The sequence below is a fragment of the Belnapia sp. genome (genome assembly GCF_059504005.1).
On record NZ_JCACHU010000069.1, the window covers coordinates 101,392 to 124,565 of the forward strand.

Genomic DNA, 23,174 nt, shown 5'->3' on the forward strand with positions numbered 1-23,174 from the left:
ATGGTCCCGAGGGAAATGTCCATGCGCCGCCGCATGCTGCTCGCCGCGCCGTGCCTGCTTGCCCTGCCGCGCCCCAGCGCCGCGCAGGCCTGGCCGAGCCGGCCGGTCCGCATCGTCGTGCCGTTCGGCCTCGGCGGCTCCGCCGACATCGCCGCCCGCGTCCTCGCCGAGCCCCTGAGTGCGGCGCTCGGCCAGCCGGTCGTCATCGAGAACCGGCCGGGGGCCGGGGCGGTCATCGGCACGGACGTGGTGGCGAAGTCGCCGCCCGACGGCCACACGCTGTTGCTGATGTCGAACACCCACACGGCGAACGAGACGCTGCTGCCCAACCGCCCCTATGTGCTGATGCGTGACCTGGCGCCGGTCGCGGCGATCAACATCGCCTACCATGTGCTGGCGGTGCATGGCTCGCTCGGGGTGCGGACGGTGCCGGAGCTGATCGCCAGGGCGAAGGCGGCGCCCGGCAAGCTCGACTACGCCTCCTCCGGGCCCGGGACGCCCTATCACATCGCCTCCGAGGTCTTCGCGGCGATGGCGGGGATCGAGCTCAACCACATCCCCTTCCGCGGCAGCAACGAGGCGCGGACGGCGCTGGTCGCCGGACAGGTGCCGATCATGTTCGACGCCATCCCGACCATGCGGGAGCAGATCGTCAACGGCCGCCTCCTCGGCCTCGGTACCAGCGGCCCTGCCCGCAGCCCGCTGCTGCCGGAAGTGCCGACGGTGGCGGAGGCGGTGCCGGGCTTCGAGGCCTCGATCTGGCTCGGGCTGATGGCGCCGGCCGGGCTGCCGGGCCCGGTGGCGGGGCGGCTGCATGAGGAGGTGGGGCGCGTGCTCGCCTCGCCGGCGGCGCGCGATGTCATGACGAAGGGCGGGGCCGAGCCCATGCCGATGACGATCGCCGAGTTCGACGCCTTCCTCCGCCGCGACATCGAGCGGCAGCGGGCGTGGATCCGCATGGCGAAGATCGAGATGGGCTGAGGCCGATGCCCTCCTTCACCGTGAACGGCAAGGCGGTCGCGCCCGACATGCCGGGGGACGTGGCGCTGCTGCATGCGCTGCGCGGCCCGCTCGGCCTCTCCGGCCCGCGCTTCGGCTGCGGCAACGAGCAATGCGGCGCCTGCATGGTGCTGGTGGAGGGCGAGCCGCGCACCGCCTGCACCCTGGCCCTCGCCGCAGTCGCCGGAAAGACGGTGGTGACGGTGGAGGGGCTCGGCACGCCGGACGCGCCGCATCCGCTACAGGCGGCCTTTCTGGCCGAGCAGGCGGGGCAATGCGGCTACTGCCTCTCCGGCATCCTCGTCAGCGCCGCGGCGCTGCTGGCGCGCGACCGGCAGCCTGGCGAGGACGCGATCCGCGCGGCGCTGGAGCCGCATCTCTGCCGCTGCGGCAGCCACAACCGCATCCTCCGGGCGGTGGCGCGCGCGGCGCGGGAGACGGCGTGATGCACCGGCTCCCGGGCAACCTCCAGACCAACCGCCGGCTGTCGCAATGGCTGGCGATCCATCCGGAAGGGCGGGTGACCATCACCCCTGGCAAGGTGGAGCTGGGACAGGGGATCCTCACCACCCTCAGCCAGATCGCGGCCGAGGAGCTGGAGGTCGATCTTGCCCGCATCGAGGCGCGGCCCGCGGCGACGCCCGACAGCCCGGATGAGGGCGTCACCTCCGGCTCCCTCTCGACGCAGGACAGCGGCGGGGCGCTGCGCCATGCCTGCGCGGCGGCGCGGGCGGTCTTCCTCGGCGTGGTGGCGCAGCGGGTCGGCGTGCCGGTGGAGGCGATCCGCATCGAGGACGGCATCTTCCACGGCCCCGCCGGCCCGGTCGGCAGCTACTGGGCGCTCGCCGACCAGGCGCTGCTGGAGTGCGAGGCGCCGGCCGAGGCGCGGCCGCGCACGCCGGCCGAGCGGCGCATCGCGGGGCGGTCGGTGCCGCGCGTCGACCTGCCGGACAAGGTCTTCGGCGCCGCACGCTATGTGCACGACCTGCGCCTGCCGGGGATGCTGCATGCGCGGACGGTGCGCCCGCCGGCCCGCGGGGCGCGTCTGCTGGCGCTCCGCGAGGGCCCTTTGCCGGGCGAGGCGCAGATGGTGCGGGACGGCAGCTTCCTCGCCGTGCTGGCGGAGACGGAGTGGGATGCCGAAGCCGCCGCCGCGCGCCTCGCCGCCCGGGCCGAATGGGAGGCGGCGGATAGCCTGCCGGAGCAGCCCCTGCTCGCGGACTGGCTGCGCGAGGCCGCGACGCGCGGCGAGCGCAGCCCCGTCGCCAGCCGCGCCGAGCCCGCGCCGCGCGCCGCGCAGACGCTGCGGCGCAGCTTCCACCGTCCCTACCTGGCGCATGCCTCCATCGCCCCGTCCTGCGCCGTGGCGCGTTGGGAGGGCGGGCGCGTCGAGGTCTTCAGCCATAGCCAGGGGCCCTACAACCTGCGCTCCGACCTGGCCAAGGTACTGCGCTGCGACCCGGCGCTGATCACCGTCCGGCACCGCGAGGGCGCCGGCTGCTACGGCCATAACGGCGCGGACGACGTGGCGCTGGACGCCGTGCTCGCCGCCCGCGCCGTGCCCGGGCGGCCGGTGCGGCTGCTCTGGTCGCGGGCGGAGGAGCTGGGCTGGTCGCCCTTCTCCCCGGCCATGCTGGTGGATGTGGAGGCCGATCTCGACGCGGCGGGCAGCCTCGTCGGCTGGCGCAGCCATATCGTCAGCAACGGCCATTCCAGCCGGCCGGGGCGGGACCCGGAGCCGACGCTGCTTGCGGCCTCCATGCTCGCCGCGCCCTTTCCGGTGAAGCCGAGCATCAACCCCGCCATGGCGGCGGGCGGCGGCGCGCCGCGCAACGGCGTGCTGCTCTACCGCATCCCGGCCATGAACGTGGAGACGACGCGGCTGCTGGAGATGCCGATCCGCACCTCGGCGCTCCGCGGCCTCGGCGCCACGCTGAACGTCTGGTCGATCGAGAGCCTGATGGACGAAGCGGCCGCGCTGGCCGGCGCCGACCCGCTCGACTACCGGCTGCGGCATCTCGACGACCCGCGCGCCGTCGCGGTGCTGCGGCGCGTGGCCGACCTCGCCGGCTGGGCCGGGCGGAGGCGGCGGGAGGGCTTCGGCATGGGCATCGGCTTCGCCCGCTACAAGAACACCGGCGCCTGGGCCGCCGTCATCGCCGAGGTGGAGGCGCTGGAGCGCGTCCTTTGCCGCCGCCTCTGGATCGCGGGCGATGTGGGGGAGGCGGTCAACCCGGACGGCGTGCTGAACCAGCTCGAGGGCGGCGCGATCCACGGCGCCTCCGTCGCGCTGCTGGAGGAGGTGCGCTTCGACCGCCGCACCGTCACCAGCGACCAGTGGGAGGGCTATCCGATCCTCCGCTTCTCCGAGGTGCCGCGGGTGGAGCTCGCCCTGATCGACCGGCCGGAGGAGCCCTTCCTCGGCGCCGGCGAGGCGAGCATGGCGCCGACCATCGCGGCCATCGCCGGCGGCATCGCCGAGGCGCTCGGCGTCCGGCCGCGGCAGCTTCCCTTCACCCCCGAGACCCTGACCCGCGCATGAGCCGACTGACCCTGAGCCTTGCCTGCCACGCCTCCGACCGCACGCGGCCGCTGCTGGACGGGCGCGTCACCATCCCCGGCGTCGAGCTGGTGCCGCTGCCGGGCGAGCCGGAGGACATCTTCCGCCGCGCCTTGCGGGACAGGGCCTTCGACGTGACCGAGCTGTCGATGGGCTCGCATATCGTCACTACCGCGCGGGGCGACAGCGCCTATACCGGCGTGCCGGTCTTCCCGAGCCGCGCCTTCCGCCATTCGGCAATCTATGTCCGCAGCGACCGCGGCATCGCCGCGCCGGCCGACCTGGCGGGGCGGCGCGTCGGCCTGCCGGAGTACCAGCAAACGGCGGCGCTCTGGGTGCGCGGCATCCTGCGCGAGCATTACGGCCTGGACACGCGGGGCATCGCCTGGCGGACGGGGGGCGAACGCGTCGCCATCACGCTGCCCGAGGGCTTTGACGTGCAGCCGCTCGGCCGCGACCCGGTGGCGGCGCTTGCGGCCGGCGACGTCGATGCGTTGATCGCCCCGCGCCCACCGGAGGTCGCGGACGTGGCCCGGCTCTATCCCGACTACAAGGCCGAGGAGATCGCCTGGCACCGCGCCACCGGCTTCTTCCCGATCATGCATTGCGTCGCGCTGCGGCGGGAGCTGGCGGAGCGGCATCCCTGGCTGCCGGTGGAGCTGTTCCGCGCCTTCGCCCGGGCCCGTGCGATGGCGCTCGGCGAGCTGCAGCTCGTGAACGTCCTCCGCGCCTCGCTGCCCTGGATCGCCGCGGCCTATGAGGAGCAGGCGGCCATCATGGGCGGCGATCCCTGGCCCTATGGCTTCGCCCGCAACCGCGGGGAGGTCGCGGCGATGATCCGCTTCGCGGTCGCCGACGGGCTGGCGGCGGAGGCGATCCCGCCCGAGGCGCTGTTCCATCCGAGCACGCTGGGGGAGGCGGCATGACCCGACCCGCGCCGCTGGCCGAGGCGCTGCTCCGGCCGCGCGCCATCGCCCTCATCGGCGCGACGGCGGACCAGTCGAAGACCAACTCCCGCGCCCAGCGCATCCTGACGAAGGCGGGCTATGCCGGCCGCGTCCTGCCCATCAACCCGCGGGGCGGCGAGATCGGCGGGCTGCCGGCCTATGCTTCGGTGCGCGAGGCGCCGGGGCCGGTCGACCATGCGCTGGTGATGCTGCCCGCGGCGGCGGTGCCGGCGGCGATCGAGGATTGCGTCGCGGCGGGCGTCGGCGTTGCCACCATCTACAGCGCGGGCTTCGCGGAGCTGGGCGAGGAGGGCCGGCGCCTGCAGGAGCGCATCCTCGGCATCGCGCGGGCGGGCGGGCTGCGGCTGGTCGGGCCGAACTGCCTCGGCCTGCTCAACGTGACCGACGGCATCCCGATCACCCTCAACGCTGCGGTCGAGGCGGAGCCGCTGCTGCCCGGCTGGCTCGGCATGGTCTCGCAGAGCGGCAGCATGATGGGCGCGCTGCTCTCGCGCTGCGCCGCGCGGGGCTTGGGCTTCTCGAAGCTCGTATCGGTCGGCAACGAATGCGACCTCGGCGTGGGCGAGATCGCCGGGATCCTGGCGGAGGACGAGGCGACCCGGGCGATCCTGCTCTTCCTCGAGACCTTCCGCGATGCGGAAGCGCTGGCCCGTGCCGCGCATCGGGCGCACGCGCTCGGCAAGCCGGTGATCGCCTACAAGCTCGGGCGGTCGGAGCTTGGGCGGCGCATCGCCGTCTCCCATACCGGGGCGATGGTGGGCGGCGACGAGCTGGCCGCGGCCTTCTTCCGCGAGCACGGCATCCTCCGCGTCGAGACGCTGGAGGGGCTGGTCGAGCTGCCGCGCCTGGTGCTCGGCCACAAGCCCGGCACGGGCGCGCGGCGGCGCGTCGCGGCCCTGACCGGCACCGGCGGCGGGGCGGGGATGATCGTCGACCGGCTCGGCCTGCTCGGCGACGAGGTGCCAGTACCGCCGGAGCCCCTCCGTGCGGCGCTCGTGGCGGAGGGCGTGCCCGTCTCCGACTCGCCGCTGATCGACCTGCCGATGGGCGGCACGAAGGGGCAGTACCCGGCGGCGCTGCGGGCCCTGCTGCGCTCCGACCACTGCGACGCGGTGCTGGCGGTGCTCGGCAGCACGGCGCGGCTGAAGCCGGAGAGCCATGTGGAGGAGTTCATCCTCGCCGCCGGGCCGGGGGCGAAGCCGCTTGCCGTCTTCTGCGCGCCGCAGGCGGACGGCGCGCTCGCCGTGCTGGACCGGGCCGGCGTCGCGGGCTTCCGCACGCCCGAGAGCTGCGCCGATGCGCTGCATGCCTATCTCGCCTGGCAGGCGCCGCGCCGGCGCCCGCCGGTGCCGGCGCAGGCGATGGAAGGCCCGCGCGCGATGCTCGCCGGCCGCGCCGCCGGCGTGCTGGACGAGGCGGAGTCCTGCGCCCTCTTCGCCGCCCTCGGCCTCGAGGTGCCGGGGCTGCAGGTGCTGCAGTCGCCCGAAGCATTCACCGGCGAGGGCCGTTTCGCGGTGAAGATCCTCTCGCCCGACATCGCCCACAAGACGGATGCGGGGCTGGTCCGCCTCGGCCTTGAGGGCGAGGCGGCGGTGCGCGAGGCGGCGGCGGAGCTGCTGGCCCGGGCGCGCAGCCGCTTCCCCGGGGCACGGCTGCGCGGCGTGCTGGCGGCGCCGATGCAGCAGGGCCTGGCCGAGGTCATCCTCGGCTTCCGCCGCGACCCGGAGATCGGGCCGGTGGTCGTGCTCGGCATGGGCGGCGTGCTCGCCGAGCTGCGCCGCAGCTTCACCCTCCGCCTTGCCCCGATTCCGGTCGGCGAGGCGCGGCAGATGGTCGATGAGCTTGCCGAGCTGAAGCCGCTCGCCGGCTGGCGCAACCTGCCACGCGGCGATCTCGGCGCGCTCGCCCTCGCGGTCGCCCGCTTCTCGGCGCTCGCCGCGCTGGCCGAGGTGCAGGAGGCGGAGATCAACCCGCTGCTCATCCGCGCCGAGGCGGAGGGCGGGGTGGTGGCGTTGGACGGGTTGGTCCGGCTGGGGCAAGCCCCAGAGGGGTGGGACGCCCGGAAGGGGTAACCGCCCGCGGGACAGGGAGCCCGGCCCGTGTCCGCGAGCGGCGCGGGGCGGAAACCGCGCGAGCCGGGCAATCGCGAGAACGGCATCCCGGCATGCGCCGGCTGCATGGTTTGATCACCGCACGGATGCGGGAGGACCAGCCTCAATGACGACCCTGACCATCAACGGCATGGAGCGCCGCTTCGAAGGCGACCCGGACATGCCCTTGCTCTGGTTCCTGCGCGACGAGCTCGGCATGACCGGCACCAAATTCGGCTGCGGCCAGGCGCTCTGCGGCGCCTGCACCGTGCATGTCGACGGCACGGCGGTGCGCGCCTGCCAGACGCCCGTCTCCGCCATCGATGGCGCCAAGGTCACGACGATCGAGGGCCTCTCGCCCGATGGCGACCACCCAGTGCAGGTTGCCTGGCGGGCCCTCAACGTCTCGCAATGCGGCTACTGCCAGGCCGGGCAGATCATGCAGGCCGCCTCGCTGCTGAAGGACATCCCCGATCCCAGCGACGACGACATCGACACGGCGATGAGCGGCAATCTCTGCCGCTGCGGCACCTATCCGCGCATCCGCGCCGCCATCAAGCAGGCCGCGAAGGGGGGCCGGCCATGATCGTCAATCTCAGCCGCCGCGGGCTGCTGGGCGGCCTCGCCGCCGGCGGCCTCGTCCTCGGCATCGGCCTGCCACGCGGCGAGGCGCAGCAGGCGGGCTTCGGCGCCGACGGCATGCCGAATGGCTGGCGCGACGACCCGCGCCTCTTCATCGCGATTGCGCAGGACGGCATCGTCACCGTCACCTGCCACCGGCAGGAGATGGGGCAGGGCGTCCGCACCTCCATCCCCATGGTCGTCGCCGAGGAACTGGAGGCGGACTGGTCCAAGGTCCGCGTGACCCAGGCGGATGGCGACGAGGCGCGCTTCGGCAACCAGGACACCGACGGCTCGCGCAGCCTGCGCCATTTCTTCATGCCGATGCGCCGGGCCGGCGCCGCGGCGCGGACGATGCTGGAGGCGGCGGCCGCCAAGCAATGGGGCGTCCCCGTCGCCGAGGTGCGGGCGGCGAATCACCAGGTGCTGCACGAAAAGAGCGGACGTTCTCTCGGCTATGGCGCGCTGGCCAAGGCGGCGGCCGACATGCCGGTGCCGGACCGTGCCAGGGTGCGGCTGAAGGACCCGGCCAATTTCCGCCTCATCGGCAAGGAAGGCATCGAGCTCCTCGACAACCGCGACATCACCACCGGCCGCGCGATCTACGGCATCGACGCGCGGGCGGAGGGGATGCTCTACGCCGTCGTCGCCCGGCCGCCCGTCTTCGGCGGCAAGGTCACCTCCTTCGACGCGGCCGAGACGATGAAGGTGCCGGGCGTGGTCAAGGTGGTGGCGATCGACCCGCCGGCGATCCCATCCGAATTCCAGCCCCTGGGCGGCATCGCCGTCATCGCCCGCAACACCTGGGCGGCGATGCAGGGGCGCGACAAGCTGAAGATCGCCTGGGATGACGGGCCGCATGCCGTCTATTCCTCGGACACCTACCGGGCGCAGCTGCAGGAATCTGCCCGCAAGCCGGGCAAGGTCGTGCGCAACTCCGGCGATGTTGACAAGGCGATGGCGGGTGCCGCGAAGCGCGTCGAGGCGGAATACTACATCCCGCACCTCGCGCAGACGCCGCTCGAGCCGCCCGCCGCGCTGGTCCGCATCGCCGACGGGCGCTGCGAGGCCTGGGCCTGCACCCAGGCGCCGCAGGCCACGCGCACCCGCCTGGCGCAGCGGCTGAAGATCCCGGAAGACAAGGTCACGGTGCATGTGACCCTGCTCGGCGGCGGCTTCGGGCGGAAGTCGAAGCCCGACTTCGTGCTCGAGGCGGGGCTATGCAGCCAGGCCATGGACGGCGCCCCGGTCAAGATGACCTGGACGCGCGAGGACGACCTGCATCACGGCTACTACCACACCGTCTCGGTCGAGCGGATCGAGGCGGGGCTGGATGCTGCCGGCAAGCCGGTCGCCTGGCTGCACCGCAGCGTGGCGCCGACCATCGGCTCCATCTTCGTGCCCGACCCGAAGCATGAGCTGCCGCTCGAGCTCGGCATGGGGCTGGTGAACACGCCCTTCGCCATCCCGAACATCCGGATGGAGAATCCGGAGGCGCAGGCGCATGCGCGGATCGGCTGGTTCCGCTCCGTCTCCAACATCCCGCATGCCTTCGCCATCCAGTCCTTCGTCGCCGAGCTCGCCCAGGCGGCGGGCCGCGACCCCAAGGACTACCTGCTGGAGCTGATCGGGGCGCCGCGCGTCGTCGACCCGACCACGCTCGGCGATGTCTGGAACCATGGCGAGGACCCAAAGCTCTACCCGATCGATACCGGCCGCCTGCGCCGGGTAATCGAGGCGGCGGCGGCCGGCATCGGCTGGGGCCGGGCGATGCCCTCCGGCAGCGGCCTCGGCATCGCCGGGCATTACAGCTTCGTCTCCTATGTCGCCGCCGCCGTCGAGGTGAAGATGGGAAGCCGCGGGGAGATCAGCTTTCCCCGCGTCGACATCGCCATCGATTGCGGCCCGCAGGTCAATCCGGAGCGCATCCGCTCGCAGATGGAGGGCGCGGTCGTCATGGGCACCGGCCTCGCCCTCTCGGCCGAGGTGAGCTTCAAGGACGGCCGCGTCCAGCAGAACAACTTCGACGCCTATGAGCTGACCCGCATCGACACTGCGCCGCGCGAGATCCACGTCCACCTGCTGCCCTCGCGCGACTACAACCAGCCGCTCGGCGGCGTGGGCGAGCCGGGCGTGCCGCCCGTGGCGCCGGCCATCGCCAATGCGGTCTTCGCGGCCTCCGGCAAGCGGATCCGGCAGCTGCCGATCCGGGATCAGGTGACGACATGAGGCCGGCAGCGATCCTCCTCGGCCTGGCGATGCTCGCCGGGCCGGCCCTAGCCTCGCCCTGCACCGACCAGATCGCGGCGCTGGAGCGGCAGGTCACCGGGGCAGGGGGCGAGGCGGTGGCCGCCTCCTCGGGCGGGCAGGGCGTGGCCGCGGCGCGGGAGAGCCAGGCGGCGCAGCCGCCGCCGGCGAACCAGCCCGCCCCGCCGAGCGGGCCCTTCCAGAGCCCGCCGCGCGAGGCCCAGGCGACGCAGCGCGCCGCCGAGGCCGGTGCCGGCGGCGACGGCGTGGTGCAGGCCCGGGCGAAGCTGAACGAGGCGCGGGCGCAGGCCGGGCGGGCCGATGAGGCCGGATGCCTCGCCAGCCTGGCCGAGGTGCGGCGGCAGCTGAACCGGTAGCGGCGGCTCCGCCTTCCGCGCGCGGCGAGGCGGGGTCCCGTCAGCCCTGCGCCAGCCGGTCGAGCGGCACCTCGATCCGGCAGACGAGGCCGGCGGCGGTCCAGTCCTGGCGGACGCTGCCGCCGAGCTGGCCCTGCACCGTCCCCTCCAGCACGCGCGAGCCGAAGCCGCGGTGCCGCGGCGGGGCGGCGAGCGGCGGCCCGCCGCTTTCGGCCCAGCAGAGGCGAAGCAGGCCGGCCGGGCCATCCACCGCCCAGCTGAGCCGCACGAGTCCGCCCTCGGCCGAGAGCGCGCCGTATTTCACCGCATTGGTCGCCAGCTCGTGCAGCGCCATCGAGAGCGCCTGCGCCGCCGCCGGGCCGAGCCAGGTGGAAGGACCATCGATCTCGGCACGGATCGCGCCCGGCGCCTCCCCGGCCGCATGCGGCAGGAAGGCGGCCAGCTCGCCCTCCGCCAGGCCGCGCAGGTCGGTGCCCGTCCAGCGCCCCTCCGCCAACAAGCTGTGCACCCGGGCGAGCGAGCGGACGCGGCCGTCGATCGCCTGGGCGAAGGCCCCCGCATCATGCTTCGGTGCCAGGCGCACCGCGGCCTGCACCACGGCGAGGGCGTTCTTCGCCCGGTGGTCCACCTCCCGCGCCAGCAGGCGAAGCCGGTCCTCCGACAGACGGCGCTCGGTCACGTCGAGGCAGACGCCGACCAGGCGGAGCGCCTCGCCCGTCTTCGGGTCACGCAGGATTTCGCCGCGCGCCAGCACCCAGCGCACGGTGCCATCCGGCTGCGGCAGGCGGAACTCCGCCTCGTAGCTGCGCTGCGCCGGGTCGCGCCGGGTCGCCTCGAGCCTGGCCGCCGTCGGCGCCCGGTCGGCCGGGTCGAGCGCGGCGAGGAAGCTGTCGAAGGAGGGTGCGATGTGGGCGGGATCGAGGTTCCAGACGCGGAAATACTGCTCCGACCAGAAGACCCGGCCGCTGTCCAACTCCCAGTCCCAGAGGCCGACCCCGCCTGCCTCCTGCGCCAGGCGCAACCTCGCCTCGCTTTCGGCGAGCTCCGCCGTTCGCTCGGCGACCCGCCGCTCCAGCCCGGCATGGCTCGCCGCGAGGTCACGGCTGCGGCGTCGGACCAGCACGGCGAGGCCGAGCAGCGCCAGCGTCGCCGGCAGGCCGACCGTGAGCTGGCCGGCGACGATGCGGCGCCAATGGGCCACCACCTCCGTCCTCCGGCGCGCGGCGCTGGCATAGACCGGATAGCCGGAGACGCGGCGGAAGGCGACCAGCCGCTCCACCTGGTCGATGCTGGAGACGAGCCCCGCCAAGCCCCGGTCCTCGCCACGCCGGAAGGCGGCGAGGATCGGGCTGCCCTCGGCGACGCGCCCGACATTGTTCGCGTCGCGGAGCGAGCGGGCCAGCACCACGCCGTCCTGCCGCAGCAGGCTCAGCACATCGCTCCGCGCCTCCCCGGCGAGGCGGCGGAGGCCTTCGCTCGCCTCCTCGACATCGACCGAGGCATTGATCACGCCGTCATAGTCCTGCTGCGGCAGCCCGTTGCCGGTCTCGAGGCGACGGCGGGTCACGGCGAAGAAGGACCGGCCGGTCACGCTGCCGATATAGGCCGGGCTGACATGCAGCACCGGCGCCCCGGGGCCTCGCAAGGCTGTGTTGAACTCCCGATGCATGAAGGACTGACCCCGCGGCACCGGGAAGACGCTGCCCGAGACCAGCGGCCGCGCCTCTCGGTCGTAGACGAAGATGTAGGGCGCGCGGTGGTCGTCGCTCGGGGCGCCGGCGGAGGCGCGGGCGAGGGCGGCATGCAGTTCCGGCTCGCGGGCGCGGATGTCCGCGTCGGTGAGACCGGCGAGGATGTCGTCGGCCCGGTCGAGCCGCAGCAGCAGGCCGTCGAAGAGCCGGCGGGCATACTCGGCCGCCGCATCGGCGGTACGCGCCATCTCGGTGGCGGCCTCGCTCCAGGTCTGGCGCCAGGCGGCATAGGCGGCCGCGGCGTTCATCGCCAGCGGCAGCAGCACCATGGCAGGCAGCAGCAGGCGCAGCATGCCCTCGGCACCGGCCCTAGGCCGGGTCTGCGAAGGCTGCGGCGGGGGGCTGATCCGTTTCATGGGCTGGATAGGGGATGGGTCCATCGCGGAGGCGCAACATGCCAGGGCGGTCCCGGCACATCCATAGAGTTTCGGCACGGAGTATCGGCATGGAGCATCGGTCCCGCGCCGATCTGCGGCCCTTGATCCGATCGCCAGCGGCTGACGGCGACGTGACGGGCCGGCGCTGGCCGGCACCGGCCATGCCCGTTAGGTTGCCGCCATGTCCCCTTCCCCCGCCGACCGACCCGTCCCGAACCCGCTGGAGAAGGCGGCCTCCGCCGCCACGCGGCGCGCCGAGCAGCAACGCCTGCGCTTCCGGATTGCCGAACAGCGGGCCCGCAGCGAGCAGGCCGGCGGCCAGCCGAGCGACGACGAGGCGGCGCGGCTGGTCGCTGAGTTCCACGCCCGCGGCGGCCAGGTCACGGTCTGCCCGCCGGCGGAGGAGGGCGAAGGCAAGGGCGAGGGCGAGGGCAAACCCTCGACCGATTGAGCCAGCCACTCGGGGTGGTCACCAGCCTGGGCACGGAGCCGGAGCGGCCTCAGCGAGCCGACATCGCCCTGGTGTCCTGATCCCGACGTCCTGAGGATCTCGCTCTTCGGTCACCAGCCCATGTTGTCACTCGCCTGGCTGTCCACGACGCTTGCGGATACACCCACGACCGTCGCGGGCGGGGCATTAGGAGGCTTCCGCCTCGGCCGGACGCTGCCCCCACCGCTGCCATCCGCTGCGCCGCAACTCGCAGGCCGGGCAGCTGCCGCAGCCATAGCCCCAGTCATGGAGCGTGCTGCGGTCGCCGAGATAGCAGCTATGCGTGTCGGTGCGGACCGCCTCCACCAGCGCCGCGCCGCCGAGCCGCTCCGCCAGCGCCCAGGTCGCGGCCTTGTCGCGCCACATCAGCGGCGTGTGCAGGACGAAGCGCCGGTCCATGCCGAGATTGATCGCGACCTGCAGCGCCTTCAGCGTGTCGTCGCGGCAATCCGGGTAGCCGGAGTAATCCGTCTCGCACATGCCGGCGACCAGATGCTTCAGCCCGCGCCGGTAGGCAAGCGCGGCGGCGAAGGTGAGGAAGAGCAGGTTGCGGCCGGGGACAAAGGTGTTGGGCAGCCCGTCCGCCTGCATGGCGATCGCCATGTCCTGCGTCAGCGCGGTGTCGGAGATGCCGCGCAGCGCATCGAGCGCCAGCAGGTGGTCCTCGCCGAGCCGCGCCGCCCAGTCCGGCCGCTCGCGCAGCAGCCGGGTGCGGAAGGCCTGCCGCACCTCCAGCTCGACCCTGTGCCGCTGGCCGTAGTCGAAGCCGATGGTCTCGACATGGGCGAAGCGCGCGAGCGCCCAGGCCAGGCAGGTGGCGCTGTCCTGCCCGCCGCTGAACAGAACCAGCGCCGCATCCTCGCGCATCATGCCGCCTCCAGCCGCATCGCCGCCCAGCGCGCCGCCTCCGCCACCACCGGGTCGGCATCCTCGGCGAGGTCCTGCGCGGTCGCGCGCAGCCGCGGGTCGCCGGAATTGCCGATCGCCACCAGCACGTTGCGCAGGAAGCGGTCGCGGCCGATGCGCTTCACCGGGCTTGCGGTGAAGAGGGCGCGGAAGCCGGCATCGTCCAGCGCCGCCAGCTCGGCCAGGCGCGGCGCGTCGAGCGATGCCCGCGGGGCGAAGGCGGGCTCGCTATGGGCGCGGGCGAACTTGTTCCACGGGCAGACGGCGAGGCAGTCGTCGCAGCCATAGATGCGGTTGCCCATCGCCGCGCGGTGCTCCTCCGGGATCGGCCCGCGATGCTCGATGGTGAGGTAGCTGATGCAGCGCCGCGCATCGAGCCGCCGCGGCTCGGGGAAGGCGCGGGTCGGGCAGATGTCGAGGCAAGCCTGGCAGCTTCCGCAGCGGTCACCGCCCGGCGGGTCGGGCGGCAGGTGCAGCGTCGTGAAGATCTCGCCGAGGAAGAGCCAGGAGCCATGCGCGCGGCTGACGAGGTTGGTGTGCTTGCCCTGCCAGCCGAGCCCGGCCTGCTGCGCCAACGGCTTCTCCATCACCGGCGCCGTGTCGACAAAGACCTTGACGAGCGCCTCCGGCCAGCGGGCCGTCATCCAGCGGGCGAGCGCCTTGAGGCGCGACTTCACCACGTCATGGTAGTCGCGGTTCTGCGCGTAGACGCTGATGGCGCCGCGGTCGCGCCGCCCCAGCACGTCAAGCGGGTCCTCCGCTGGCGCATAGCTGAGGCCGAGCGAGACCACGCTGACCGCATCGGGCCAGAGCGCGCGCGGATGCGCCCGCTGCCCGGCGCGCGCCTCCATCCAGGCCATCGTGCCGTGCATGCCCTCGGCGAGGAAGCGGTTGAGACGCGCGCGCGTCTCCTCCGGCAGGGTGGCGTCGGTGAAGCCGATGGCGTCGAAGCCGAGGCGCCGCGCCTCGGCGTGGATCAGGTCCTTCGTCACGCCGGCTGCATAGCATGGATCGGCAGGCCACGGCAGCCGGCGCCGTTCCCCAGACTGCAACAATAATGACGAGCAGATGAAACCGGCGGCGCTGGCAACAAGGCTAGCATGCGGCGTGGAACATGGCAGGAGGAGAGCGATGGACGCGCCGCAGCGCAGCTTCGTCTTCTATCCGATGCACAACCAGGCGCCGGATGTCCACAACCCCCAGGGCAATGACGCGACCGGCGCCTTCCATCCCGGCGCCGCCATGTACCAGAAGTACTACACGAAGCTCGGCTGCGACGTGACCATGTGCAAGTTCGACAACCACCTGCCGGGCGACCAGCGCCGGGCGCAGATCCTGAACGCGCTCGCCATCGGCGCCGCCGATGGCTGGTACGACGCCATCGTCTATTTCGGCCATGGCTACAAGGACGGCATGCCCTCGGCCGGCTTCGCGCTGAAATCCCTCGACGAGCTGACCAACGCCATCTGGGCCTACGGCCAGTACTCGGTGAAGGTCGTGCTCTATGCCTGCACCTGCGGGATCGATGGCGGCTATGCCTGGCGCATCTCGGAGGCGATGAAGCCCTGGGCGCAGGAAGGCTACGGCGTCTACGGCCATGCCAGCGCCGGCCATTCCTTCATGAACCCGCAGGTGCGGCAATACCCGAATGGCGGCGCCGTCACCGGCATCAAGACCGCGCCGGCGGGGAAGATTCCCGCGTGGATCAAGGCGCTCGGCGACCCGAAGAGCACGCTCTGGCTGCGCTTCCCCTTCATGAGCGAGGAGGAGATCGCGGCAGAGCTCTGAAGCGGGTCGCTTGGCCGAGGGCATACCTCCGATCGGGTGACACCACTGATCGAAGTTTGCTCGAGTGTCCTACTTATCCCTTCCGTTCGCGGGCGAGGCCCACGACCTTCAGGGGCAGGACACTAGCCCCGCCCCCGATAGCCCGGCACGCCCTGGTCCGGCACCCAGACGCCCTCCGGCGCCGGTCCCGTCGCGTAGAAGACGTCGATCGGGATGCCGCCGCGCGGATACCAGTAGCCGCCGATGCGCAGCCATTCCGGCGACAGCTCCTCGACCAGCCGCCGGGCAATGGCGACGGTGCAGGCCTCGTGGAAGGCGCCATGGTTGCGGAAGGCGCCGAGATAGAGCTTCAGCGACTTGCTCTCGACCAGCCAGTCCCGCGGCACATAGTCGATGACCAGATGGGCGAAGTCAGGCTGGCCGGTCAGCGGGCAGAGCGAGGTGAATTCGGGCGCGGCGAAGCGCACGCAGTAGCGCAGCCCCGGATGCGGGTTGGGCACGCGCTCGAGCCGCGCCTCCTCCGGGCTTGCCGGCAGGCGGGCGTCGCGGCCGAGCAGGGTCAGCCCGGTGGTGTCGGTGGTCGCTTCAGCCATCGCTCTCCTCACGCGGGCCCTGGGGCGATGCTGCCCAGCCCGCCTCCAGCGCCGCCGCATGCTCGTCGAGGCGCCCCTCGCATATGGCGATGCGGAGGCCGCGCATCAAATCCTGGTAGTACTGGATGTTGTGCCAGGTCAGCAGCATCGGCCCGAGCATCTCCTCGGCCTTGATGAGGTGGTGCAGGTAGGCCCGGGAATGCCGCCCGCAGGCCGGGCAGCCGCAGGCGGGATCGAGCGGCGATGGATCCTCGGCATGGCGGGCATTGCGCAGGTTGAGCATGCCGCGGCTGGTATAGGCCCGCCCGGTGCGGCCGGAGCGCGTTGGGATGACGCAGTCGAACATGTCGATCCCGCGCCGGACGGCGCCCAGGATGTCGGCCGGCGTGCCGACGCCCATCAGGTAGCGCGGCGCCTCCTGCGGCATCAGCGGTACGGTGCAGTCGAGGGTCGCGAACATCGCCGCCTGCCCCTCGCCGACCGCAAGCCCACCCACCGCATAGCCCTCGAAGCCGATCGCCGTCAGCGCCGCGACGCTCTCGACCCGGAGCGCCGGATGCACCCCGCCCTGGACGATGCCGAACAGCCCATGCCCCTCCCGCGCCTGGTAGGCCGCCCGCGATCGCGCCGCCCAGCGCATGGAGAGCCGCATGGAGGCCGCGGCCTGCTCCTCCGTCGCGGGGAAGGGCGTGCACTCGTCGAAGCACATGGTCACGTCGGCGCCGAGCAGGCGCTGGATCTCGACGCTCCGCTCCGGCGTCAGCCGGTGCCTCGCCCCGTCGACATGGCTGCGGAAGGTGACGCCCTCCTCGTCCATGGTGCGGAGGCCGGCGAGGCTCATCACCTGGAAGCCGCCGCTGTCGGTCAGGATCGGCCCCCGCCAGTCCATGAAGCGATGCAGCCCGCCGAGCCGCGCCACGCGCTCCGCCCCCGGGCGCAGCATCAGGTGGTAGGTATTGCCGAGCACCATCCGCGCGCCCGTCGCCCGCACCGCATCGGCCGTCATCGCCTTGACGGTCCCGGCGGTGCCGACCGGCATGAAGACCGGCGTCTCCACCGTGCCATGGGCGGTGTGCAGCGTGCCGGCGCGGGCGGCGCCGTCGCGGGCTAGGGGGGCCCAGTGCAGGGTCATGGCCCTTCCTTCCGCTCCAGCAGGCTGCCATCGCCATAGCTGTAGAACCGGTAGCCCTCGGCGATGGCATGGGCATAGGCGGCCCGCATCCGTGCCGTCCCGGCAAAGGCCGAGACCAGCATGAACAACGTGCTCCGCGGCAGGTGGAAATTGGTCAGCAGCAGGTCCGCACCGCGGAAGCGGTGGCCCGGCAGCAGGTAGATGTCGGTGAGGCCGCGGAAGGGGCGGACCACCCCATCCTCGCCGGCGGCCGTCTCCAGCAGCCTGAGCGCGGTGGTGCCGATGGCGACGACCCGGCCGCCGGCCGCCCGCGCGGCGTTGATGGCGGCCGCCGCCGCCTCCGTCAACTCGCCCCATTCGGGATGGAGCCGGTGCTCGCGCGGATCCACGGCCCGCATCGGCAGGAAGGTGCCGGCGCCGACATGCAGCGTGACCACGGCCTGGAGCACGCCGCGCGCCGCCAAGGCCGCAAGCAGTTGGGGCGTGAAGTGCAGGCTCGCGGTCGGGGCGGCGACGGCGCCGGGGCGGGCGGCGAAGATGGTCTGGTAGTCCTCCCGATCCTCCGGCCGAGGCCCCTCGGGCCGGGCGATATAGGGCGGCAGCGGCACCTCACCGGCGGCCTCCAGCGCCGCGGCGAGCGCCGCCTGGTCCGGGCCGAAATCGAGCAGCAAGACGCCGCCCTCGCGCCGCTCGACGACCCGCGGTGCGAGGCCGGGGGCGCCTTCGATCGTCAGCATGTCGCCGGGGCGGAGGCGCCTTGCATTGCGCACCAGCGCCTCCCAGAGGCCGCCGCCCTCGGCGCGGTTCAGCATGATCTCGACCGCTGCATCGCCCCGCCGGCCACGCAGCCGGGCCGGGATCACCCGCGTGTCGTTGACCACCATGAGGTCGCCCGGCCGCAGCAGCCCGGGCAGGTCGCGGATGACGCGGTCCGCCAGCCCGTCCTGCCCCACCTGCAGCAGCCGCGCCGCATCGCGCGGCCGCGCCGGCGACTGGGCGATCAGCTCCTCGGGCAGGTGGAAGTCAAAATCCTCGGTGCGCATGGGGCGGGGCGGTAGCCCGGTGGAGCGCGGAAGGCAACCGCGCCGCTCTCCGTGATGGTGCGATACGAAACGGTTTCAACGCTTGTGATAAATGTTGCGCCGGATATGCGGCAAACTTCCCTCGCGCAAACGGGAGGCAGGACGATGCAGGCGGCCAGCTTCGATGAGGTGCTGCTGGCGGTTCATGACGCGGTGCGGGACCCTGGCCTCTGGCCCGCCGCCCTGAGCGTCACGGCCGACCATCTCGGCGCCATCGGTGGCCTGCTGACGCGGCGGGCCGACGCCCTGGGCGGCGACGTCATCACGGTCGGCAAGCTCGATCCCGAGCTGGCCGAACTCTATCTCGAGCGTCACGCCCATGACTGCCAGGCCTGCGGGATGGGCCGGAGGACGGAGAGCAGTCCGCCGCCGGCAAGCTCCCACCGGCCCGAGGCCGAGGGCTGGCGCCGGCCCCCTCATGCCGAGATCCTGCTGCCGCGGTGGATCGAGGATCATCTCATGCTGAATTACGGGCCCTGGGGAGGCGGCCATGGCGGCGGGGGCCTGGCCTTCTGCCTGGAAGGGCGGCGCGCCGATGCGCCCGAGGAAACGTTGCGCCGCTTCACCCGCCTCGCGCCCCATTTCTGCCAGGCGCTCGACCTCGCCAATGCCCTCCAGGCCAGCCGCGCGGCAGAGCGGAGCCTCGCGGCCGCGCTCGAGGCCGCCCCGCATGCGGTGATGCTGCTCGATGCCGGCGGCCGGCTTCGCCATGCCAATGCCGCCGGCCAGGCGCTGCTGCAGCTGGGCGATGGCCTCCGCCTCCTGCCGGAGCCGGGGGGCACCGGCCGCCTCTCGACGAGGCTGCCCGCGGAGGCGCGGCGGCTGCACCAGCTGATCGGCCGCGCGATGGGGGCCGGGCATTGCGGGCGGATGCGGATCAGCCGGCCCTCCGGGGAGCCGGGCTGGCCGCTGCTGGTGACACCCTTGCCGGCGGCGCGCGGGGAGGCCGGCCGCCCGGTCGTCGCCCTGCTCGCCGGCGGCCCCGACACGCCGCCGGAGGCCGCGGCGCTGCGCGCCGCCTTCGGCCTCACCCAGGCCGAGGCGCGGGTGCTGCGCTGCATCGCCGCCGGGGCCGGCGTGCCGGGCACGGCCGCCGCGCTCGGCCTCTCGCCCGAGACGGTGCGCAGCCATCTCGCCCGCTGCTTCGACGCCACCGGCGCCCGCAGCCAGGCAGCGCTGGCCGCACTGGTCGCCCGGCTGCCCGGGGTCAGCGGACCCGGCTGAAGGCCTCCGCCAGGAACGCCGTCAGCGCGGACTCGGCCGCCTCCGTGGTCGGCCCATCCGGATGGACGGGGGTGGAGCCGCCGGCGGTCCAGCGGTGCATGGTGCCGGCCATCAGGTGGTCCCAGCCATAGGTGGCGCCCTCCAGGCGTTGCACCCGCGCGCCGAGGCCGGCGCAGGCCCCCGCCGGCTCCTCTGCCCCGGGCAGCAGCAGCAGGGCAGGGGCCTCGGGCGGCACCTCCTGTTCGGCGGCAAGGGCGGCGCAGTCCGGGTAGAGCCCGGCATGCGCGGCGAAGCCGGGCCGGCCGTCGCCGAATGCGGCATGGATCGCCGCCCGCCCGGCCGGCCCGAGGCCGATAACGGCTATGCGGCGCGGGTCGATCCGCTCATCCGCCTGCAGCGCCTCGTGCAGTTCCCGCAGCAGCCGGCCGAGGCGCAGCGGCGTCGGCGGCGGCGGCACCGCCGCGCCATCGAGCGAGAGCGGCTCCGGGTCGACCTCGATGCTGACCCAACCGCGGCCCAGCGCCACATCGGCGAGCCGAGCGGTGCGGCCGTCGAGCCCCGCCTCGTCCGGCACGATGATGACGGCCGGCAGCGCCCGGTGCGGCATCGGCGTCACCAGCATCAGGGCGATCCGCTGCGCCCGCCCCTGCGGCGGGGCGAGCAGCATGTCGAAGCTGTCGGTCAGCGGCTGGGCCCCGGCATGGCCGGGAGCGAGGAGCGTGGCCGCCAGCAGGGCAGGGGCGGCAAGGCGGGCGAGGTGGCGCATCGGGGTCCCTCCCATCGGCACCGGCATGGAAGCCTGGCCGCGGCCCGCCCGGCCTCCCCCGAACAGGGGAGAGATTCTTCGCATCCCCGTGAGGCGTCAGGGTTTCGTCACTGGCCCGGCCAGCCGCGCTTCGCTAGGGGGGTGGGCATGCGCTTCCTGCTCCTGCCTTTGCTGCTGTTGCTCGCCGGCCCCGCCGCGGCCGAGCCGCTCCGCTTCGTCGCCTTCGGCGACATGCCCTACTGCAACCGCGGCGCCGGCGCGGCCTGCGAGGCCGAGGTCACGCGGGTGGCGCAGCTGACGGAGGCGATCAACGCCCTGCGCCCCGCCTTCAGCATCTTCCTCGGCGACACCAAGGCCGGCGGCGAGGCCTGCACCGATGCGATCATCCTCGACCGCACCGCAGCCTGGTTCAACCTCCTCCGGGGCCCGCTGGTCTACACCCCGGGCGACAACGAGTGGACCGATTGCTGGCAGCCGCGCGCCGGCGGCTTCGACCCCATCGCGCGCCTAGCGCTGCTGCGCGCCCGCTTCTTCAGCGCGCCGGTGAGCCTCGGCGGCATGCCGATGCCGCTGCTGCGGCAGGCCGATCTCGACCCGGGCTTCCGCGCCTATCCGGAGAATGCCCGCTGGGAGCGCGACGGCGTCACCTTCCTCACCCTGCATGTGCCCGGCTCCGACAACAACCGGCCGCAGGATGGCAGACCCGGCACGCCCCCCGGCGCGGTGGCGGAGTACCCGGCCCGCAACGAGGCGAACCTGGCCTGGCTGCGCGAGGGCTTCGCCGCCGCGCGGGCGGCCGGCAGCCGCGCCGTCGTCGTGGCGATGCAGGCGGACCTGTACTACCGCGACCGCTGCGGCCGCGGCACCGTGGCCGGGCATGCCGACACACGGAACGCGCTCGCCGCCGCGGCGCGCGACTTCGCCCGGCCGGTGCTGCTGCTGCACGGCGACAGCCATTTCTGGCTGCGCGACAACCCGGTGCCGGAGGCACCGAACCTCACCCGCGTCATGGTCCCGGGCGATGGCGATACGCGCGCCGTGGCGGTGACGATCGACCTGGCGGCCGGCGAACCCTATCGCTTCGAGCTGATCGGCCCGGCCGACCGCATCGCCCAGCCTGGCTGCGGCTGAGTTTTTTTCTGCGGCCGCGTAACCAGGGCGGCACCGGCATCGAACCCTCCGGCACAACCAGGCTGGAGTTCCTGACGATGACGATGACGACAACGAGAATCCGTTTTTCCGCCCTGCTCGGGCTCGCGGTGCTCGCCGCGCCGGCCTTCGCCCTTGCCCAGTCCGCTCCGGTGCAACCGGGCCAGCGCATGCAGCTCGGCCCGATGATGGGCGATCGCGTGCTGCGCCAGGTGATGGTGAACGACGACAGCTCGGTCACCCTCGTCTACGACATGCGGCCCGGCCTGCCGCAGTCGCAGCGCGTGCTTCGGCTCGAGAATGTCAACGGCATGCTCGAAGTCATCTACGACACGGCTACGCCCACCATGCGCGTCGGCAATGACGGCGCGGTGCCGCGCCTTGCGGTCGGCAGCGGCAACATGATCGAGGTCCAGTACGACCGGAAGTAGCCGACGCCGCGCGGCGCCCCATCGGCGGGCGCCGCGCGGCAGGAGAATCCTGCCATGAACAAGACCTTGCTCCTCCGCCTCGTCGCCTGGGCTGCCGCGCTCTGGATCGCCGGCGAGTTCCTCTGGTACGAACAGTACAAGCTGACCGGCAACCAGGGCTCGATCGATGGCGTCTTCCAGCCTCTTGCCAACTGGTTCGGCGTTCCGGCACATGAGAAGCCGATCCGCCTCTTCGTCGCGTCGCTCGAGATCGTCGCCTCGCTGCTGGTGCTGCTGCCGCGGACCCGCACCTATGGCGCGCTCCTGGCACTCGGGCTGATGAGCGGGGCGATCTTCTTCCACACCATCGGCCCGATCGGCATCGACCCCTACGGCGACGGCGGCGGCCTGTTCAAGGAGGCTTGCTTCACCTGGACGATGGCGGCGCTGATCCTAGTTATCCAGCGCGAGGAGGTGCAGGCCCTCGCCACGCGCTTCAGCCTCCGCCTGCGCGCTGCCTGAGGGAGGCCGGCCATGCTGCAACGCCCGCCGCGCGACACGCGCCTCGACCTGCTGCGCGGCTGGCTGCAGCTGCAGATCTTCGCCTCGCATGCGCATGGCTCGCTGATCGGCGCCTGGGGGATCACGGCGGCCTGGGGCCTTTCCGACAGTTCCGAGCAGTTCCTCTTCCTGTCCGGCTTCGCCCTCGGCTCGGTCTTCGTGCTGAAGGAGCACCGCAGCGGCTGGCACGCCGCCTGCCGCGACCTGATGTGGCGGGTGGCGCGGCTCTACCGGACGCATCTGATCGTCGTTTGCGGCTTCGCCGCCCTCGTCATCGCCACCGAGATGGCTTTCCGCTGGCCGGGCGAGGCGGCGGCGATGGGCTGGTGCTGGCTGATCGCCGAGCCCTGGTTCGCCCTGCCGGGCGCGGCGACGCTGCTCTACCAGCCGGCATTCATGGGCATCCTGCCGGTCTTCATCCTTTGCATGCTCTTCCTCCCCGCGCTGATGCGCGGGATGGACCGCTTCGGCCCCGTCGCGCTGCTGCCGTCGCTCGCCCTTTATGCGGCGGTGCAGTTCTGGGGCTGGCACCTGCCCGGCCTCGGCGGGACGGAGGTGGAGTTCAACCCGCTCGCCTGGCAGATCCTCTTCGCCCTCGGCAGCTGGTTCGGCCGGCGGGCGCTGCTGCAGGGGCGGGCGGCCGAGCGTCACCCGGCGGTGCTCGCCGCGGCGGTGCTGGTGCTTCTGGCCGGGCTCTGGGTGCGGCTGGTCGAGCATGGGCTGATCGCCGGGCCCCCGCTCGACCTGCAGGCGCTGATGGGCAAGCAGGACCTCGCCTTCCCGCGCGTCCTGCATGCGCTGGCGCTGGCCTATGTCGTCGTGACGCTGGTGCCGCCGCGGCCGGTGACGCTGCGGTTCTGGCTGGCCCAGGCGCTGGCGGCGACGGGGCGGAACAGCCTCAACATCTTCTGCCTCGGCCTCTTCTTCTCCTACGCGGTGGCGAGCCTGTTCCGAGCCTTCCCTCATGCCGCGCCCTGGCTCGACCTGTCGCTGGTCGGCGGCGGGGCGTTGCTGCTGATGGGCATCGCCTCGATGGCCGAACGCCGGCAGGCGGAAGCGGCGGCGCGCTGAGGTCCTGCCCCC

22 protein-coding genes are annotated in these 23,174 nt (G+C 73.2%); 15 read left to right on the forward strand and 7 right to left on the reverse strand.

The annotated features are described in order from the left end of the window. Nucleotides 1-21 precede the first annotated feature (21 nt). From AC5JJ1_RS10805 to AC5JJ1_RS10840, 8 genes are all read left to right on the forward strand, one after another. Entirely contained in the window at nucleotides 22-981 is a 960-nt protein-coding gene (locus tag AC5JJ1_RS10805) for a Bug family tripartite tricarboxylate transporter substrate binding protein (protein ID WP_495785122.1), read from the forward strand. A 5-nt stretch (nucleotides 982-986) separates the two neighbouring features. Then, complete coding sequence (locus AC5JJ1_RS10810) at nucleotides 987-1,445, forward strand: (2Fe-2S)-binding protein (RefSeq protein WP_495785123.1); 459 nt, start codon at nucleotides 987-989, stop codon at nucleotides 1,443-1,445. Continuing rightward, nucleotides 1,445-3,541 (forward strand): xanthine dehydrogenase family protein molybdopterin-binding subunit, encoded by a 2,097-nt coding sequence (locus AC5JJ1_RS10815; RefSeq protein WP_495785124.1) that lies wholly within the window; start codon nucleotides 1,445-1,447, stop codon nucleotides 3,539-3,541. The genes AC5JJ1_RS10810 and AC5JJ1_RS10815 overlap by 1 nt, the downstream gene beginning before the upstream one ends. Further along, nucleotides 3,538-4,485: a substrate-binding domain-containing protein gene (locus tag AC5JJ1_RS10820; RefSeq protein WP_495785125.1), complete on the forward strand. Its 948-nt coding sequence runs from the start codon at nucleotides 3,538-3,540 to the stop codon at nucleotides 4,483-4,485. Before AC5JJ1_RS10815 ends, AC5JJ1_RS10820 begins: the two co-directional genes overlap by 4 nt. Continuing rightward, a complete protein-coding gene (locus AC5JJ1_RS10825) occupies nucleotides 4,482-6,599 on the forward strand; it encodes an acetate--CoA ligase family protein (protein ID WP_495785126.1) in 2,118 nt (705 codons plus the stop codon). The genes AC5JJ1_RS10820 and AC5JJ1_RS10825 overlap by 4 nt, the downstream gene beginning before the upstream one ends. A gap of 145 nt (nucleotides 6,600-6,744) precedes the next feature. After that, nucleotides 6,745-7,203, forward strand: coding sequence for a (2Fe-2S)-binding protein (locus AC5JJ1_RS10830; RefSeq protein ID WP_495785127.1), 459 nt, complete (start codon nucleotides 6,745-6,747; stop codon nucleotides 7,201-7,203). Beyond that, nucleotides 7,200-9,467, forward strand: coding sequence for a xanthine dehydrogenase family protein molybdopterin-binding subunit (locus AC5JJ1_RS10835; RefSeq protein ID WP_495785128.1), 2,268 nt, complete (start codon nucleotides 7,200-7,202; stop codon nucleotides 9,465-9,467). Before AC5JJ1_RS10830 ends, AC5JJ1_RS10835 begins: the two co-directional genes overlap by 4 nt. Beyond that, nucleotides 9,464-9,862 (forward strand): hypothetical protein, encoded by a 399-nt coding sequence (locus AC5JJ1_RS10840; protein ID WP_495785129.1) that lies wholly within the window; start codon nucleotides 9,464-9,466, stop codon nucleotides 9,860-9,862. Before AC5JJ1_RS10835 ends, AC5JJ1_RS10840 begins: the two co-directional genes overlap by 4 nt. A 40-nt stretch (nucleotides 9,863-9,902) precedes the next feature. Here the strand turns inward: AC5JJ1_RS10840 and AC5JJ1_RS10845 are convergent, their stop codons facing one another. Continuing rightward, nucleotides 9,903-11,906: a sensor histidine kinase gene (locus AC5JJ1_RS10845; protein WP_495785130.1), complete on the reverse strand. Its 2,004-nt coding sequence runs from the start codon at nucleotides 11,904-11,906 to the stop codon at nucleotides 9,903-9,905. A 265-nt stretch (nucleotides 11,907-12,171) separates the two neighbouring features. Between AC5JJ1_RS10845 and AC5JJ1_RS10850 the strand changes: the two genes are divergently transcribed. Beyond that, nucleotides 12,172-12,441: a hypothetical protein gene (locus AC5JJ1_RS10850; RefSeq protein WP_495785131.1), complete on the forward strand. Its 270-nt coding sequence runs from the start codon at nucleotides 12,172-12,174 to the stop codon at nucleotides 12,439-12,441. A 186-nt stretch (nucleotides 12,442-12,627) separates the two neighbouring features. Here the strand turns inward: AC5JJ1_RS10850 and queC are convergent, their stop codons facing one another. Together queC and queG are read right to left on the reverse strand one after the other, a co-directional pair. Then, nucleotides 12,628-13,347 carry a 7-cyano-7-deazaguanine synthase QueC gene (gene queC, locus AC5JJ1_RS10855; RefSeq protein ID WP_495785173.1) on the reverse strand — a complete coding sequence of 240 codons (720 nt, stop codon included), beginning with the start codon at nucleotides 13,345-13,347 and terminating at the stop codon, nucleotides 12,628-12,630. Then, nucleotides 13,347-14,378 carry a tRNA epoxyqueuosine(34) reductase QueG gene (gene queG / locus AC5JJ1_RS10860; protein ID WP_495785132.1) on the reverse strand — a complete coding sequence of 344 codons (1,032 nt, stop codon included), beginning with the start codon at nucleotides 14,376-14,378 and terminating at the stop codon, nucleotides 13,347-13,349. The genes queC and queG overlap by 1 nt, the downstream gene beginning before the upstream one ends. 139 nt (nucleotides 14,379-14,517) lie before the next feature. On the opposite strand from queG, the gene AC5JJ1_RS10865 reads away from it, so the two are divergent. Beyond that, the gene (locus AC5JJ1_RS10865) at nucleotides 14,518-15,174 is read left to right on the forward strand and encodes a hypothetical protein (RefSeq protein WP_495785133.1); all 657 of its coding nucleotides are present in this window, start codon (nucleotides 14,518-14,520) and stop codon (nucleotides 15,172-15,174) included. Between the two features lie 122 nt (nucleotides 15,175-15,296). Here the strand turns inward: AC5JJ1_RS10865 and queF are convergent, their stop codons facing one another. The 3 genes from queF to queA are packed head-to-tail and all read right to left on the reverse strand — an operon-like array spanning nucleotide 15,297 to nucleotide 17,942. Then, nucleotides 15,297-15,767: a preQ(1) synthase gene (gene queF / locus AC5JJ1_RS10870; protein WP_495785134.1), complete on the reverse strand. Its 471-nt coding sequence runs from the start codon at nucleotides 15,765-15,767 to the stop codon at nucleotides 15,297-15,299. Then, entirely contained in the window at nucleotides 15,760-16,899 is a 1,140-nt protein-coding gene (tgt, locus tag AC5JJ1_RS10875) for a tRNA guanosine(34) transglycosylase Tgt (RefSeq protein WP_495785135.1), read from the reverse strand. The genes queF and tgt overlap by 8 nt, the downstream gene beginning before the upstream one ends. Beyond that, a complete protein-coding gene (gene queA, locus AC5JJ1_RS10880; RefSeq protein ID WP_495785136.1) occupies nucleotides 16,896-17,942 on the reverse strand; it encodes a tRNA preQ1(34) S-adenosylmethionine ribosyltransferase-isomerase QueA in 1,047 nt (348 codons plus the stop codon). Before queA ends, tgt begins: the two co-directional genes overlap by 4 nt. Nucleotides 17,943-18,086: 144 nt before the next feature. On the opposite strand from queA, the gene AC5JJ1_RS10885 reads away from it, so the two are divergent. Then, nucleotides 18,087-19,205 (forward strand): helix-turn-helix transcriptional regulator, encoded by a 1,119-nt coding sequence (locus AC5JJ1_RS10885; RefSeq protein ID WP_495785137.1) that lies wholly within the window; start codon nucleotides 18,087-18,089, stop codon nucleotides 19,203-19,205. Here AC5JJ1_RS10885 and AC5JJ1_RS10890 read toward each other — a convergent pair. Further along, entirely contained in the window at nucleotides 19,189-19,971 is a 783-nt protein-coding gene (locus tag AC5JJ1_RS10890) for a dienelactone hydrolase family protein (RefSeq protein ID WP_495785138.1), read from the reverse strand. The two genes, AC5JJ1_RS10885 and AC5JJ1_RS10890, sit on opposite strands and share 17 nt — an antisense overlap. Before the next feature lie 147 nt (nucleotides 19,972-20,118). On the opposite strand from AC5JJ1_RS10890, the gene AC5JJ1_RS10895 reads away from it, so the two are divergent. The 4 genes from AC5JJ1_RS10895 (at nucleotide 20,119) to AC5JJ1_RS10910 (ending at nucleotide 23,162) form a co-directional block, all read left to right on the forward strand. Next, the gene (locus AC5JJ1_RS10895) at nucleotides 20,119-21,102 is read left to right on the forward strand and encodes a hypothetical protein (RefSeq protein WP_495785139.1); all 984 of its coding nucleotides are present in this window, start codon (nucleotides 20,119-20,121) and stop codon (nucleotides 21,100-21,102) included. A 77-nt stretch (nucleotides 21,103-21,179) separates the two neighbouring features. Then, the gene (locus AC5JJ1_RS10900; protein ID WP_495785140.1) at nucleotides 21,180-21,551 is read left to right on the forward strand and encodes a hypothetical protein; all 372 of its coding nucleotides are present in this window, start codon (nucleotides 21,180-21,182) and stop codon (nucleotides 21,549-21,551) included. Nucleotides 21,552-21,605: 54 nt separating this feature from the next. Further along, nucleotides 21,606-22,052 carry a hypothetical protein gene (locus AC5JJ1_RS10905; protein ID WP_495785141.1) on the forward strand — a complete coding sequence of 149 codons (447 nt, stop codon included), beginning with the start codon at nucleotides 21,606-21,608 and terminating at the stop codon, nucleotides 22,050-22,052. A gap of 12 nt (nucleotides 22,053-22,064) precedes the next feature. Further along, nucleotides 22,065-23,162: an OpgC family protein gene (locus AC5JJ1_RS10910; protein WP_495785142.1), complete on the forward strand. Its 1,098-nt coding sequence runs from the start codon at nucleotides 22,065-22,067 to the stop codon at nucleotides 23,160-23,162. The last annotated feature ends 12 nt before the right edge of the window (nucleotides 23,163-23,174 follow it).

What these genes read in the sequence shown, in the direction of transcription:
- queA (WP_495785136.1), bottom strand. Translation starts at nt 17,942, where the DNA reads ATGCGCACCGAGGATTTTGACTTCCACCTGCCCGAGGAGCTGATCGCC.
- AC5JJ1_RS10840 (WP_495785129.1), top strand. Translation starts at nt 9,464, where the DNA reads ATGAGGCCGGCAGCGATCCTCCTCGGCCTGGCGATGCTCGCCGGGCCG.
- AC5JJ1_RS10850 (WP_495785131.1), top strand. Translation starts at nt 12,172, where the DNA reads ATGTCCCCTTCCCCCGCCGACCGACCCGTCCCGAACCCGCTGGAGAAG.
- AC5JJ1_RS10845 (WP_495785130.1), bottom strand. Translation starts at nt 11,906, where the DNA reads ATGCTGCGCCTGCTGCTGCCTGCCATGGTGCTGCTGCCGCTGGCGATG.
- AC5JJ1_RS10900 (WP_495785140.1), top strand. Translation starts at nt 21,180, where the DNA reads ATGACGATGACGACAACGAGAATCCGTTTTTCCGCCCTGCTCGGGCTC.
- AC5JJ1_RS10830 (WP_495785127.1), top strand. Translation starts at nt 6,745, where the DNA reads ATGACGACCCTGACCATCAACGGCATGGAGCGCCGCTTCGAAGGCGAC.
- AC5JJ1_RS10890 (WP_495785138.1), bottom strand. Translation starts at nt 19,971, where the DNA reads ATGCGCCACCTCGCCCGCCTTGCCGCCCCTGCCCTGCTGGCGGCCACG.
- AC5JJ1_RS10865 (WP_495785133.1), top strand. Translation starts at nt 14,518, where the DNA reads ATGGACGCGCCGCAGCGCAGCTTCGTCTTCTATCCGATGCACAACCAG.
- queC (WP_495785173.1), bottom strand. Translation starts at nt 13,347, where the DNA reads ATGCGCGAGGATGCGGCGCTGGTTCTGTTCAGCGGCGGGCAGGACAGC.
- tgt (WP_495785135.1), bottom strand. Translation starts at nt 16,899, where the DNA reads ATGACCCTGCACTGGGCCCCCCTAGCCCGCGACGGCGCCGCCCGCGCC.
- AC5JJ1_RS10810 (WP_495785123.1), top strand. Translation starts at nt 987, where the DNA reads ATGCCCTCCTTCACCGTGAACGGCAAGGCGGTCGCGCCCGACATGCCG.
- AC5JJ1_RS10820 (WP_495785125.1), top strand. Translation starts at nt 3,538, where the DNA reads ATGAGCCGACTGACCCTGAGCCTTGCCTGCCACGCCTCCGACCGCACG.
- AC5JJ1_RS10910 (WP_495785142.1), top strand. Translation starts at nt 22,065, where the DNA reads ATGCTGCAACGCCCGCCGCGCGACACGCGCCTCGACCTGCTGCGCGGC.
- queF (WP_495785134.1), bottom strand. Translation starts at nt 15,767, where the DNA reads ATGGCTGAAGCGACCACCGACACCACCGGGCTGACCCTGCTCGGCCGC.
- AC5JJ1_RS10895 (WP_495785139.1), top strand. Translation starts at nt 20,119, where the DNA reads ATGCGCTTCCTGCTCCTGCCTTTGCTGCTGTTGCTCGCCGGCCCCGCC.
- AC5JJ1_RS10825 (WP_495785126.1), top strand. Translation starts at nt 4,482, where the DNA reads ATGACCCGACCCGCGCCGCTGGCCGAGGCGCTGCTCCGGCCGCGCGCC.
- AC5JJ1_RS10905 (WP_495785141.1), top strand. Translation starts at nt 21,606, where the DNA reads ATGAACAAGACCTTGCTCCTCCGCCTCGTCGCCTGGGCTGCCGCGCTC.
- AC5JJ1_RS10835 (WP_495785128.1), top strand. Translation starts at nt 7,200, where the DNA reads ATGATCGTCAATCTCAGCCGCCGCGGGCTGCTGGGCGGCCTCGCCGCC.
- AC5JJ1_RS10815 (WP_495785124.1), top strand. Translation starts at nt 1,445, where the DNA reads ATGCACCGGCTCCCGGGCAACCTCCAGACCAACCGCCGGCTGTCGCAA.
- AC5JJ1_RS10885 (WP_495785137.1), top strand. Translation starts at nt 18,087, where the DNA reads ATGCAGGCGGCCAGCTTCGATGAGGTGCTGCTGGCGGTTCATGACGCG.
- AC5JJ1_RS10805 (WP_495785122.1), top strand. Translation starts at nt 22, where the DNA reads ATGCGCCGCCGCATGCTGCTCGCCGCGCCGTGCCTGCTTGCCCTGCCG.